Origin of the sequence: Phytohabitans houttuyneae (assembly GCF_011764425.1) — a bacterium.
Lineage (GTDB): Bacteria > Actinomycetota > Actinomycetes > Mycobacteriales > Micromonosporaceae > Phytohabitans > Phytohabitans houttuyneae.
On sequence record NZ_BLPF01000001.1, the window covers coordinates 2449390 to 2462262 of the forward strand.

The following is a 12873-nucleotide window of genomic DNA, read 5'->3' on the forward strand; positions in this document are numbered from 1 at the left end:
CGTGAGCAGAGAGTGCCGACTCCTTGCTGAAAACGCCTACCATTCTCCCAAATACTGGGCGGTAAGGCACCCAAACGGGTCTAGAACAGGACGGTCGCGAACTCGCCCGCGGGGCGGAAGCCACACCTGGCATACACGTGGCGGGCTCGCTCGTTGTGGCCGTTGACGTACAGGCTGACGCTCGGTGCCACCCGCCGCAGGGCGTCGCGGACCACGGCTGCCATCGCCGGGCCGGCCAAGCCTCGGCCGCGCCACTGCGGTGCCACCCAGACACCCTGCACCTGCGCGGTGTGCCGGGTGACGACCGCGAGCTCCGCTTTGAAGATCACTTCACCACCGGCGAACCGCGCGTAGGCGCGGCGGGCGCGCACCAGCTCGGCCACCCTGCGCCGGTAGCCGCGGCCACCGTCGTCGGCCAGCGGGGAGACGCCGACCTCCTCGGTGTACATCGCGACGGCGGCCGGGAAGAGCTGGTCGACCTCGTCGGGGCGGACCAGCCGCACGCCCGGGTCGGCCGGGAGCGCGGGTGGCGCGTCGGCGACCAGCAGCGGCTGGTAGGGCCGGACGTCGCGGGCCGGCCCCCAGTGCGGGCCGAGGCGCTCCCACAGCCCGAGCACCGCGTCGGCGCGCCCCACGATCGAGGAGCAGCCGCGGTCTTCGGACAGGATCATCTCGGCGAATGCGGTGACCGCGGCCGGTGAGGCCAGCACGGGTGTCAGGTGGCCGCCGAACCAGCACAGTGCCTCAAGGTGGCGGCGCGACCCGTATCCGAAGATGCGCCCGTCGGCCCGCCACCACGACAGGCCGTGCGTGGCGACGCGCTCGGCCACCTGGGCAGCGCCGAACGGATCGAGGTCGAGGAGTCGCTCGACCGCACCGCGCTCGGTCTCGCCGAGCTGCCGCACGGGCACCGTCAGCACATCTGCCAGCCTATATGGAAGCGGCGCGCCAACGAACCGCCGGATATGACGCAAATGCTGCACCGCCTGCCACGGCTACCTCAGACCTTGACAGTTGTCGCTGTAAGCGCTCACAGTATGACGGCGATGTTTCAGGCATAACTCCATTTCAATCGACTGTGAGCGCTCACAGGAGGCTAGCTATGAAGGTCTTACGGCTGGTCGCGGTCGCGGTGTCTGCGGCCCTTGCCGGTGGGTTCCTGGGGACTGTTCCGGCCCGCGCGTCCGCGGACGCCGTGCACAACGCGGGTTTTGAAGACGGGCTTGCCGGCTGGGCCACCGCCGGCGCGGCCACGGCCGATGCGGGCGGGCACGCCGGCACCACCCGCCTCACGCTCTCCGCCGCCGCCTCGGCGACACAGAGTCTGTCCGGTCTGTCCCGCGGTCCGTACACGCTGCGGGTGTGGGTCCGCGGCGGCGGTGCTGCGGCGGCGAGCCTTGAGTGCGGCGGACCGGCCCGCCGGGTGGCGGTGCCCCGCACCGGCCCGGACCTGTGGGTGCAGGTGGCGGTCGACGCGCCGGTGACCGCCGGCCGCTGCGTGATCCGCCTGGCATCGAGCGACGGCTGGGCGCACGCCGACGACCTCACGCTGACCCGCGGCGCGCTCGACCCGGTGCGCATCAAGGGTGCCGACATCTCCCACCTGACCAAAAACGAGGACTACGGCGCCGTCTACCGCGACCACCGGGGGCGGCGCGGCGACGCGGTCCGGATCCTGCGCGACAACGGGGTAAACCTCGCCCGCCTCAAGGTGTGGGTGGACCCGGCCGACGGCTACAACAGCAAGGCGCGCGTGCTGGCGATGGCCAAGCGGGCCAAGGCGCAGGGCATGCGCCTGCTGATCGACTTCCACTACTCCGACGCGTGGGCCGACCCGGGCAAGCAGAACAAGCCGGCCGCCTGGGCGGACCTGCCCTTCGACGAGCTGCGCCAGGCGATGTACGACCACACGTACGACGTCATCTCCGCGCTGCGCAGGCAGGGCACGCCGGCCGACATGGCGCAGGTGGGCAACGAGATCAACGGCGGCCTGCTGTGGCCGGACGGCCGCTGGGACAACTGGGACGGCCTCGCCGCACTCCTGACCGCCGGCAGCAACGCCGTCAAGGCGGCCTCACCGTCCACAAAGGTGGTACTCCACCTCGCCGAGGGCGGCAACAACGGCGGCCACGTCTGGTGGTTCGACAACGCGATCGCGCGCGGCGTGCCGTTCGACATCATCGGCCTGTCGCACTACGTCTACTGGCACGGTCCGCTCGGCGCGCTCCAGGCGAATCTCTTCGACCTGTCCGCCCGCTACGGCAAGCCGATCGCGCTGGTGGAGACGGCGTACGGCTTCACCCTCGAGGAAAACGACCACGAGGCGAACATCTTCAACGCCTCGCTGGAGCAGGCCGGCGGCTACCCCGCCACCCCGCGGGGGCAGGCCGACGCGCTGCGCGACATGTTCAACGTGGTGGCCGCGGTGCCGGGCACGCTCGGCGTCGTGTACTGGGAGCCCACCTGGACGGCCGTGGACGGCGCCGGCTGGGACCCGGCCGACCCGACCTCGGGCGACGGCTGGGAAAACCAGGCGGTCTTCGACTACTCGGGCCGCGCGCTGCCGGCCCTTCGAGTCTTCGGGAGGTTTTGATGAGACGGCTCATCGTGCTGGCAGCCGCGCTCCTGCTGGTCCCGGCGGCACCCGCGTCAGCGGCGACGACGCTGACCAACACCGGCTTTGAGTCAGGGCTCAGCGGCTGGAGCGGCAACGGCTACACTGAGTCCGGTGGGCGCTCCGGCCAGCGCCTCACCCACTGGGCCTCGGGCGCGTACCGGTGGGAGACCACCCAGACCCTGACCGGCCTGAGTGGCGGCTCCTACACCGCGCGGGTGTGGGTGCGCTCCGGCGGTGGGCAGAACGCCGCATACCTCGCTCTCAAGAACTGCGGCGGCGCGGAGCAGCGGGCCTCCGTGCCGGCCACCGACGCGTGGACACAGATCTCCGTCACCACCACCGTCTCGAATGGACAGTGCACCGTGTCCCTGTTCTCCGACGCGAACGCGGGCAACTGGGCCAGCTTCGACGACGTCAGCTGGACCGCCGGCCCCACCGGTGGCGGCGGCACGCTGCAGATCCGCGGCGTGGACGTCTCGACACTCAAGAAGAGCGAGGACCGCGGCGGCGTGTACCGCGACAGTGGCGGCACCCAGCGCGACGCGCTCACCATCATCCGCGGCAGCGGCGCCAACTACGGGCGGCTCAAGGTGTGGGTCAACCCGGCCGACGGGTACAACAACAAGGCGCGCGTGCTCACCATGGCCAGCCGCATCAAGGGCCAGGGCATGAAGCTGCTCGTCGACTTCCACTACTCCGACTCGTGGGCCGACCCGGGCAAGCAGACCAAGCCGGCCGCGTGGGCGTCGCTGTCCTTCACCGCGCTGCGGCAGGCGGTCTACGACCACACGTACGACGTGCTCAACGCGCTCAAGGCGCAGGGCACCACCGCCGACATGGTGCAGGTGGGCAACGAGATCAACGACGGCATGCTGTGGCCGGACGGCCGCTCCAACAACTGGGCCAACCTCGCCTCCCTGCTGACCGCCGGCAGCCAGGCCGTCAAGGCGGTCAACTCCTCGACCCAGGTGATGCTGCACCTGGCCGAGGGCGGCAACAACAGCCAGCACCGCTGGTGGTTCGACCAGGCGGTCAGCCGCGGCGTGCCGTTCGACGTGATCGGGGTCTCGCACTACATCTACTGGCACGGCTCGGTCTCCAGCCTCCAGTCGAACATCAACGACCTGGCCTCGCGCTACAGCAAGCCGATCGTGGTGGCCGAGACCGCGTACGGCTTCACGCTCGCCGCCGACGACAGCGAGCCGAACATCTTCAACTCTTCGCTCCAGCAGGCCGGCGGCTACGCGGCGTCGGCGCAGGGCCAGTCGGACGCATTGCGCGCCGTCATCAACGCGGTCAAGGCGGTGCCCAACGGTCGAGGCCTGGGCGTCTTCTACTGGGAGCCGACCTGGACCGCGGTGACCGGCAACGGCTGGGACCCGACCAACCCCTCCTCCGGCAACGGCTGGGAAAACCAGGCCCTCTTCGACTACAGCGACCGGGTGCTGCCCGGCCTGTCGGTGCTCGGCACCGGCTGAGACCACCCCGCCACGTCCCGAGCCCGGCCGGTCCCCTCGTGGGAGCGGCCGGGCTCTTCGCACATCAGGTGCACCGCTCGGTCGAGCCGGCCGCGCGCCTCCGCCGTGTACGTGCGCACCGGCCGGTCGGCCACCTCACCAAGGCCGAGCCCCACCAGAAGGCAGGCCGCCAGGGCGCGCGCCCGCGGCATGTCCATGCGCTGCCGCCAGCCGGTCAGCAGAAGGTGCTCCAGGCCGGTGAGCTCGTCGTCCACGTCACATCCTCCCGAACACTTGTCGGCGATAGGTTACCGATATATCGTCAACGTATCAACGACAGAACGAAGCTCGACCTGAGGGGGAAGCACCATGGGGTTCCGCAGAGGTTTCCAAGAGATGCATGAGGCCCGCATGCGCGGGTTCGCGTTCGGCGGTCCCGGCTGGGGCGGCGGCGGTGGCTGGGGCCACGAGCACGGCCACCGGCACGGCGGCCGCGGCCGCGGCGGTCGCCGCCAGAACGTGCGGGCCGCCGTGCTCGCCCTGCTGGCTGAGCGGCCGATGCACGGCTACGAGATGATCCGCGAGCTGGAGAGCCGCACCGGCGGCATCTGGCGCCCGAGCCCCGGCTCGATCTACCCGACCCTCCAGCTGCTGGAGGACGAGGGCCTGATCGTGGCCGAGACCGGCGAGGGCCGCAAGCGGTTCGCACTCACCGAGGCCGGTCGCGAGGAGGCCACCCGGGCGGCGGAGGCGCCGCCGTGGCAGGAGTTCGCCGACGACACCGTGTCGCAGGCCCAGGACTTCCGCGACGCCGCCTTCGGCATCATGAACGCGCTGCGCCAGGTCGGTTTCAACGGCACGCCCGAGCAGCGCCAGCGCGCGCTCGAGGTGCTCACCGAGACCAAGCGCAAGCTCTACGCCATCCTGGCCGAGTCCGAGTGAGCACGGCGGTGGCGGGTCTCGCGGTTGTGCCGCGAGACCCGCCATTGAGCTACCGCGATGTCCGCGGTGGTCCGGACCGTTGCTCCCGCGGCCTCACCCTCCGCGGTGGTCCGGCATAACCAGGCTCGCCGCACGGCCGTGACGAACTCGACCTGGGCCAGGCCTTGATCGCCGCCACCGGCAGCGGACCATGCCGGCCCGGCCGCCATCCACGCAGCGGACATGTGTGACGCCTCACCCTCCGCGGTCGCCCAGCTCAACCCAGGAGCCCGCACCGGCAGATCTTGGCAAGTCAGCGTCGAAATGGCGCGCTAACTCACCAAGATTTCGAAGCTCACGCCGCCTGCACCTGATCCACAGTCACCGACCGCGACGACCGTGCCGAACTGCGGGTGGACTCGCGCGCGCTCCCGCCTCGAAAGATCTGTAGAGCACGGGGAGAAGCTGACCGCTTACGCCCCTCGGGACACTCGCTGTAACGGACCGTCGCCGTCTGCTCGACAAAGCTCCCCACAGCGGGCAGCACGCGGTCACGTAGTTGCGCGGCCGGCCGCAGGCCCTGGGGTGAGCTTGCGCCACCGCGCAGGGTGAGGCCGCGGGAGCAACGGTCCGGACCACGACGGACGTCGCGGTAGCCCTAATCCTGACCTTGGTTTAGTGCACGGTGACGCGCGGGCCTGGCACCAGGTCGCGCAGCTCCTCGGGCAGCTCGGCGCCCATCTCATCGGCCAGGCGCAGCGCCTCTTCGATGAGGGTCTCGACGATCTGCGACTCCGGCACGGTCTTGATGACCTCGCCCCGCACGAAGATCTGGCCCTTGCCGTTGCCCGAGGCGACGCCGAGGTCGGCCTCGCGGGCCTCGCCCGGGCCGTTGACCACGCAGCCCATCACGGCGACTCGCAGCGGGACCGGCAGTCCCTCGAGGCCGGCGGTGACCTGCTCGGCCAGCGTGTACACGTCGACCTGCGCACGCCCGCACGACGGGCAGGAGACGATCTCCAGGCCGCGCTCGCGCAGGCCGAGGGACTCCAGGATCGCGTTGCCGACCTTGATCTCCTCGACCGGCGGCGCGGACAGCGACACGCGGATGGTGTCGCCGATGCCCTCGGCCAGCAGCGCGCCGAACGCGACCGCCGACTTCACCGTGCCCTGGAACGCCGGGCCGGCTTCGGTCACGCCGAGGTGCAGCGGGTAGTCGCACTGCTCGGCGAGCTGGCGGTACGCGCGGATCATCACGACCGGGTCGTTGTGCTTGACCGAGATCTTGATGTCGCGGAAGCCGTGCTCCTCGAACAGCGAGCACTCCCACAGCGCCGACTCGACAAGCGCTTCGGCGGTTGCCTTGCCGTACTTGGCCATCAGCCGCTTGTCCAGCGAGCCGGCGTTGACCCCGATCCGGATCGGCGTGCCGGCGTCGGCGGCCGCGCGGGCGATCTCGGCGACCTTGTCGTCGAACGCCTTGATGTTGCCCGGGTTGACCCGCACCGCCGCGCAGCCGGCGTCGATCGCGGCGAACACGTACTTGGGCTGGAAGTGGATGTCGGCGATCACCGGGATCTGCGACTTCTTCGCGATGGCCGGCAGCGCCGCGACGTCGTCGGCCGAGGGCACCGCCACGCGCACGATCTGGCAGCCCGACGCGGTGAGCTCGGCGATCTGCTGGAGCGTCGCGTTGATGTCCGCGGTGAGCGTGGTGGTCATCGACTGCACCGACACCGGCGAGCCCCCGCCCACCGGCACCGATCCCACCATGATCTGCCGCGACTTGCGGCGCGGCGCCAGCGGCGGTGGCGGCACCGCGGGCATGCCAAGGGATACGGCCGTCATGGGACTCACCTCAGAAGGGCAGCTGGATCGGGTTGACGATATCCGCGGCGACGGTCAACAAGGTGAACCCGCCGAAGATCAGGATCACCACGTAGGTGACCGGCATGAGTTTGAAGTAGTCGACCCGTCCCGGGTCCGGCCGGCCGATCCGCGCGTACAGCCAGGAGCGCACCTTCTCGAACCAGGCGATCGCGATGTGCCCGCCGTCGAGCGGCAGCAGCGGCAGCAGGTTGAAGATGCCGATGAAGAAGTTGAGCGCGGCCAGCAGCAGGATGAACGTCGGCCACTCGCCGCGGTCGAACAGCTCACCGCCGATCCGGCTGGCGCCCACCACGCTGATCGGCGTCTCCGGGTCGCGCTCCTCGCCGGTCAGCGCGGCCCACAGCGCCGGCACCTTTTCCGGGAAGCGCTTGAGCGCGCTGAACGTGCCCTCGAACATCACGCCGGTCTGCTCGACGGCCTTGCCCACCCCGTCGATCGGGCCCGCGGCGGTGCGCGGGATCACCGGTGTGATGCCGAGCATGCCGACGTTTTCCAGGTCGGCGGGGGTGATGTCGGCGGCCGAACGGTCCGGGTCGTCGCGAATCACCTGCTGCTTGACCCGCTCGGCGACCGGCAGCGTGACGGACTTGGTCTCGGTGGTGCCGTTGCGGTCGTACGTGATGCTGACCTGCTGGCCGCCGGATGCGCGGATCTTGGCGGTGAGCGCGTCCCAGCCGCTGATCGCCTGCCCGTTGAGCGCGGTGATGGTGTCGCCTGGCTGCAGACCGAGCTGGACGGCGGCGCTGTCGGGGTCGACACCCTTTTCGCACACCCGCTCGCGCTGGGTGGCCGGGTCGACGCTCCACTGCTGCTCGACGCAGGGCGCGATGCTGGCGATCGTGACCGGCTGGCTCTGCAGCTTGGACTCGTCGTTGAGCGGGACGAACGAGAACAGGCCCCACAGGATCAGGATGCCCAGCGCGAAGTGGGTGATCGACCCGGCGCTCATCACGATCGTGCGCTTCCACACCGGGTACCGCCACATCGCGCGCGGCTGGTCTTCCGGCGCGACGTCGTCGTCCTGCGGCGTCATCCCGACGATCTTGACGAACGCACCGGCGGGGATCGCCTTGAACCCGTACTCAACTTCCTTGCGCTTGAACGCGAACAGCGTCGGCCCGAAGCCCACGAAGAAGCGGGTGACCTTCATCCCGAACATCCGCGCTGTGCCCATATGTCCGGCCTCGTGGAGGGCGACGGAGATCAAGATGCCCAGCGCGAACAGGAGGATCCCGAAGATCTCCATCAATCTCCTTCACCGATGATCCGCTGGGCGTGTGATCGCGCCCAGGCCTCCGCCGCAAGCACGTCCTCGACGGTACCTGGTTCGGCGAAGTCCGGAGCCTCGTCCAGTACCCGTTCGAGCGTTTCAACCATCCCCAGGAATGGCAGGCGGCCGGCCACAAAGGCCGCCACACACTCCTCATTGGCCGCGTTGTAAACGGCCGGGCGGCAGCGTCCGGCCGCGCCCGCCTCCTTGGCCAGCCGCACCGCGGGGAACGCGGCGTCGTCCAGCGGCGCGAACTCCCACGTGTGCGCCCGCGTCCAGTCGACCGCCGGCGCCGCGTCGGCCACCCGGTCGGGCCAGCCCAGCGCCAGCGCGATCGGCAGCCGCATGTCAGGCGGGCTGGCCTGCGCGATGGTCGACCCGTCCACGAACTCCACCATCGAGTGGATGACGGACTGCGGGTGGACCATCACCTCGATCGACTCGTACCCGATCCCGAAGAGCTCGTGCGCCTCGATCACCTCAAGGCCCTTGTTGACCAGCGTGGCCGTGTTGATCGTCACGACCGGCCCCATGTTCCACGTCGGGTGGGCCAGCGCCTGCTCGGGCGTGACGTCGGTCAGCTCCTCGCGCCGCCGCCCCCGGAACGCTCCCCCGCTCGCCGTCAGCACCAGCCGCCGCACCTCGCCCGCCGAACCGCCGCGCAGGCACTGCGCCAGCGCCGAATGCTCGGAGTCGACCGGCACAATCTGCCCCGGCCGCGTCATAGCGGCCTTGACGAGGGGGCCGCCGGCCACGAGGGACTCCTTGTTGGCCAGCGCGAGGGTACGGCCGGCGCGCAGCGCGGCCAGCGTCGGCGCGAGCCCGAGGGAGCCGACCACGCCGTTGAGCACCGTGACGTCCGCGCCGTCGCGCCCGCCGGCACCCGGCCACTCGGCCAGCTCGGTCATCGCGTCCGGCCCGGCCAGGATCTTGGGGATGCGGAAGTCGCCGGTCGCGTAACCCCGGCGCGACGCCTCGGCGTAGAAGGCGAGCTGCAGGTCCTGGGCCGCGGACGCCTTGGCCACGCCCACCGCCTCGACGCCCAGCTCGAGCGCCTGGGTGGCGAGCTGCTCCACGTTGCCGCCGCCCGCGCCGACAGCCACCACCCGAAACCGCTCAGGGTTGCGCCGGACGATGTCGATCGCCTGGGTGCCGATCGACCCGGTGGAGCCGAGGAGCACGATCTCGCGGGGAGCACTCACCGGGCCATTCTTTCAGCGCCCTCGGCACGTCTTTCAGCGCCCTCCGCGCGCGGTTGCGCCGAGGGCCGCCGGGGTGGCGTCGACGGACCGGCCGAGCCGTGGTTCCGGCATCACAGAACTTTGATGGCGGTGGCGGTCATCACGCAATGGCCGTGCGCGGTCGCGGCGAGGCGGCATGCTCTGACCGATGCGCAGTGGTGGTGTTGGAGCCTGTGTTGTCGGTGCCCTCGGGTCGGGGTCGTTTGCCCGACGCGATCCGCTGGCGAGGCGCCGGTGTGGCCGGCCACGCACCCGCCCGGACCGTGTCCTGGCCGATAAGGCGCACACTGCAAGCCGCCGCGAGGATCAAAACGTGCATCCCCGAGCACGCTAACCAGGACGCCGACCGCAGGCCGCTCCAACGTGGACGACCCTCGCCGTCTGTTACACCCCACCCTCACCGCCGCCGCCATCAACCAATGGCTACCAGGCCGCCCGCCACCCGAGCCGGAGAAATCGTTTCTGGCAAGCCAACCAACCGCCCTAAACTGCCTAGTCGCACAGGCACCGATCTCCAAAACCGAGGAGTTGCCGATGCCCCACGTGACGCTCTACGCGCTGGAAGACCAGCTCGCCGGGCGTGAACCCGGCCTAATCACCGAGCTGACCAGCGCCGTCGTGTCCGTGTACGGCGAATGGGTCCGAAGCTCCGTCGACGTCAAGCTCGTTGGCATCCCCGCCGGGCGTTGGGCGCGCGGCGGAGCGGCCGTCGCCACCGCCGCGCCTTCGGTCACGTTCGGCATGCGCGAGGAAGTGTTCGCACGGGAAGACGCGGCCAGGGTCATCGCGCGACTCGTCGCCGCTTTTACCGATGCCGTCGTTGCGGTGTTCGGCGACGCCTGTCGCGACGACGTGCTCGTCGAACTCGTCGGCCAACCCACATCCCGCTCCGGGCTCGGCGGGAGGGTCATAAGCGAGGGCGGCTAGCCTCGTAGGCCGCTCGGCTGGCTTCGACGTGTGGCACGTGCTCGATGGCCCACCCGGCCAGCGCAGAGCCGGCGCGATGAGGCTCTTGCCGGTCTGGGTCAGCGTGTACTCCACCCGTGGCGGGACCTCCGCGTACACCGTGCGGGACACCCAACCGTCGCGCTCGAGGTTTCGCAGGGTCAGGGTCAGCATGCGCTGAGAGATCCCCGGGCACCTGCTGGTGCAGGTCGCTGAAGCGGACCGGCCCCTGGTCGAGAGTCGCCACGATCAGCAGCGTCCATTTGTTGCATATCCGGTCCAGGATCGCGCGCAATGTGCGGCCGCCATCGCCCCGGATCATGCCCGTGACCCAATACTGACGCATGATGTGGCCACGCACTTCGCGTAACCATCCTGGTCGTCGCGATGCGCCTGTCACCGAGGGGCCCTCGTGGAACTCGCCTACTGGATCATCGCCGCGCTGTTGGCCGCGTTTACCTGTACGCCGGAGGCAGGAAAGTCGTCCAAACTCGGGAGCGGCTCGAACCCATGATGGGCTGGGTCGACCGCATCCCCATGCCGGTGGTCAGGACCATCGGCGTGCTGGAGGTGCTCGGCGCGGCCGGGCTGATCCTGCCACCACTGACCGGCATCGCGGCCTGGCTCGCCGTCGCCGCGGCGGTCGGCCTCGCCCTGATCCAGGTCGGCGGCATCGTGGTCCACCTGTCCCGCAACGAGGCTCGACTGATCGGCCTCAACATCACGCTGCTCGCCGCCGCCGCCGCGGCCGCCTGGCTAGGCACCACCTGGCTCTGAGCCGGCCGAAGCCGGGGGCACGGGCTCGCGCCGCGTGAGCACCAAGGGGGCGTCCTCGGTGATGGCGACCGTGTGCTCGGAGTGCGCCGTGCGTGAGCCGTCGGCCGAGCGGATGGTCCAGCCGTCGGGGTCGTACACGATCCGGTCGGTCGTGCGGGCCAGCCACGGTTCGAGGGCGAGGGTCAGTCCCGGCCGCAGCTTGAGGCCACGCCCGGCCTGGCCCTTGTTCGAAACGTGCGGCTCCTCGTGCATGGTGCGCCCGATGCCATGGCCGCCGAACTCGGTGTTGACCGGATAGCCGTAGCTGTTGGCCACCGCCCAGATGGCCGCCGAGATGTCCCCCAGGCGGTTGCCCGGACGCGCCACCTCGATCGCCGCCTCCAAGGCTTCCTCGGTGGCGCGGATGATCCGCAGGTCCTCCTCGGCCGCGGTACCAACGATGACAGTGCGCGCCGAGTCGGCCACCCAGCCGTCGATGCCGACCGCGATGTCCGCGCTGAGCACGTCGCCGTCCCGCAGCGTGTAGTCGTGGGGCAGGCCGTGCAGCACGGCGTCGTTGACCGACAGGCAGATCACGTTGCGGAACGGGCCTCGTCCGAAAGACGGCGCATAGTCCCAGTAGCACGACTCCGCCCCGCGCCGCTTGATCATGCCGCGCGCGTGGTGCTCCAGGTCCAGGAGGTTGACACCCACGTCGGCGAGCCGGCCGACCTCGGTGAGCACCTCGGCGACGAAACGCCCGGCCACGTGCATGCGTTCGATCTCCGCAGGCGTCTTGAGCTCAATCACGAGTACCTCGCGCAAGAGAGGGTGTCGGTATAGTAATACCGGCACACTAACACTTGCCGGTATAGTAATACCAGCCATATCCTGGGGCGCATGGTCCGCCACCCGCTCACCCCCGAGCAGATCGAAGCCGGCAGGCGCCTGGGCGCCCTGCTGCGCCACGCGCGAGCGGGACGCGACCTGGCCGAGGTCGCGCAGGCGGCGGGCATCTCGCCGGAGACCCTCCGCAAGATCGAGACCGGACGGCTACCCTCCCCGGCTTCGGCACGATCATCCGTCTCGGTGAGGCGCTCAACCTGCCGGTCCAAGAGCTGGCCGCCACCTGGCGCGGCAGCGACCTGCCGCTGGAAGCCGTCTCCTAGAGGACCCACTTTCAAGGGATTTGGGCTACCGCGATGTCCGCGGTGGTCCGGACCGTTGCTCCCGCGGCCTCACCCTCCGCTGTGGTCCACCACGTCCGGCACTTTGTGATCGTGGACCCCCGTGGCCCCGGAGGGGCAGCAGACGTCCACGCGGCCGGACCGCAGGGATCGGTGGTCCACTATGCCCCGGCGTTGGCCGGGGTGAGTTGACGGACAAGGCGTGGGCGGCGGTTGAGCCGTTGCTGTCTGAGCCGGGCGTGCGGTCTGGTCGGTGGCATGAGCACCCGCCAGGGACCAACGGGATTCTGCGGAAGCTGCGCCAGGGGCGCCGTGACGCGTAGGTTCCTCGATTGTGCGAGCTCACCAGCATGCGGCTGGTGGTCGGCAAGGGGGCGCCAGCGGCGTCCTGGTGGCGGCGACGGACCATGAGGCGATGGGCCGCTCCCGGGGCGGACTGACCACGAAGATCCACTTGCTGTCGACGGTCGTAGTTGACCACTTTTCGATCCTGCTCACCGGCGGACAGGCCGGTGACAACCCGCAGCTACTCAACCTGTTGGACGCGATCGCCATCCGCAAGGCCTGGCACACCATCCCGTAACCATCC

Annotated in this window: 11 protein-coding genes and 3 pseudogenes; 7 read left to right on the forward strand and 7 right to left on the reverse strand. The window is 70.1% G+C overall.

Annotation, left to right across the window (positions count from 1 at the left end):
- Window positions 1–80 precede the first annotated feature (80 nt).
- The gene (locus Phou_RS10725) at window positions 81–920 is read right to left on the reverse strand and encodes a GNAT family N-acetyltransferase (protein ID WP_173055844.1); all 840 of its coding nucleotides are present in this window, start codon (window positions 918–920) and stop codon (window positions 81–83) included.
- Window positions 921–1102: 182 nt separating this feature from the next.
- On the opposite strand from Phou_RS10725, the gene Phou_RS10730 reads away from it, so the two are divergent.
- The gene (locus Phou_RS10730; protein ID WP_173055846.1) at window positions 1103–2593 is read left to right on the forward strand and encodes a glycoside hydrolase family 53 protein; all 1491 of its coding nucleotides are present in this window, start codon (window positions 1103–1105) and stop codon (window positions 2591–2593) included.
- Window positions 2593–4095, forward strand: a complete 1503-nt coding sequence (locus Phou_RS10735; RefSeq protein WP_173055848.1) for a glycoside hydrolase family 53 protein — start codon at window positions 2593–2595, stop codon at window positions 4093–4095. The genes Phou_RS10730 and Phou_RS10735 overlap by 1 nt, the downstream gene beginning before the upstream one ends.
- Here Phou_RS10735 and Phou_RS10740 read toward each other — a convergent pair.
- Complete coding sequence (locus Phou_RS10740; RefSeq protein WP_173055850.1) at window positions 4047–4349, reverse strand: P-loop NTPase family protein; 303 nt, start codon at window positions 4347–4349, stop codon at window positions 4047–4049. The genes Phou_RS10735 and Phou_RS10740 overlap by 49 nt on opposite strands.
- 94 nt (window positions 4350–4443) lie before the next feature.
- On the opposite strand from Phou_RS10740, the gene Phou_RS10745 reads away from it, so the two are divergent.
- Window positions 4444–5016 (forward strand): PadR family transcriptional regulator, encoded by a 573-nt coding sequence (locus tag Phou_RS10745; RefSeq protein WP_371872101.1) that lies wholly within the window; start codon window positions 4444–4446, stop codon window positions 5014–5016.
- 654 nt (window positions 5017–5670) lie between these two features.
- Here the strand turns inward: Phou_RS10745 and ispG are convergent.
- From ispG to dxr, 3 genes are read right to left on the reverse strand one after another with little or no spacing between them, the layout of a single operon-like run.
- Window positions 5671–6843: a flavodoxin-dependent (E)-4-hydroxy-3-methylbut-2-enyl-diphosphate synthase gene (gene ispG / locus Phou_RS10750; protein ID WP_173055852.1), complete on the reverse strand. Its 1173-nt coding sequence runs from the start codon at window positions 6841–6843 to the stop codon at window positions 5671–5673.
- Window positions 6844–6853: 10 nt separating this feature from the next.
- On the reverse strand, window positions 6854–8134 hold the full coding sequence (locus Phou_RS10755) for a M50 family metallopeptidase (RefSeq protein WP_173055854.1): 1281 nt from the start codon (window positions 8132–8134) through the stop codon (window positions 6854–6856).
- On the reverse strand, window positions 8131–9336 hold the full coding sequence (dxr, locus tag Phou_RS10760; RefSeq protein ID WP_371872177.1) for a 1-deoxy-D-xylulose-5-phosphate reductoisomerase: 1206 nt from the start codon (window positions 9334–9336) through the stop codon (window positions 8131–8133). The genes Phou_RS10755 and dxr overlap by 4 nt, the downstream gene beginning before the upstream one ends.
- A 594-nt stretch (window positions 9337–9930) precedes the next feature.
- Here dxr and Phou_RS10765 point away from each other — a divergent pair.
- A complete protein-coding gene (locus Phou_RS10765; protein WP_173055858.1) occupies window positions 9931–10323 on the forward strand; it encodes a hypothetical protein in 393 nt (130 codons plus the stop codon).
- A gap of 135 nt (window positions 10324–10458) precedes the next feature.
- On the opposite strand, the pseudogene Phou_RS52465 reads toward Phou_RS10765, so the two are convergent.
- A pseudogene (locus tag Phou_RS52465) lies at window positions 10459–10515 on the reverse strand (winged helix-turn-helix transcriptional regulator); the annotation flags it as partial.
- A 336-nt stretch (window positions 10516–10851) separates the two neighbouring features.
- Here Phou_RS52465 and Phou_RS10775 point away from each other — a divergent pair.
- Window positions 10852–11118, forward strand: coding sequence for a DoxX family protein (locus Phou_RS10775; protein ID WP_246273479.1), 267 nt, complete (start codon window positions 10852–10854; stop codon window positions 11116–11118).
- Here the strand turns inward: Phou_RS10775 and map are convergent.
- A complete protein-coding gene (gene map, locus Phou_RS10780) occupies window positions 11098–11907 on the reverse strand; it encodes a type I methionyl aminopeptidase (protein ID WP_173055860.1) in 810 nt (269 codons plus the stop codon). The genes Phou_RS10775 and map overlap by 21 nt on opposite strands.
- Before the next feature lie 90 nt (window positions 11908–11997).
- On the opposite strand from map, the pseudogene Phou_RS10785 reads away from it, so the two are divergent.
- Window positions 11998–12266: pseudogene (locus Phou_RS10785) on the forward strand (helix-turn-helix transcriptional regulator).
- Window positions 12267–12433: 167 nt separating this feature from the next.
- A pseudogene (locus Phou_RS52470) lies at window positions 12434–12738 on the forward strand (IS5/IS1182 family transposase); the annotation flags it as partial.
- Window positions 12739–12873 lie beyond the last annotated feature (135 nt).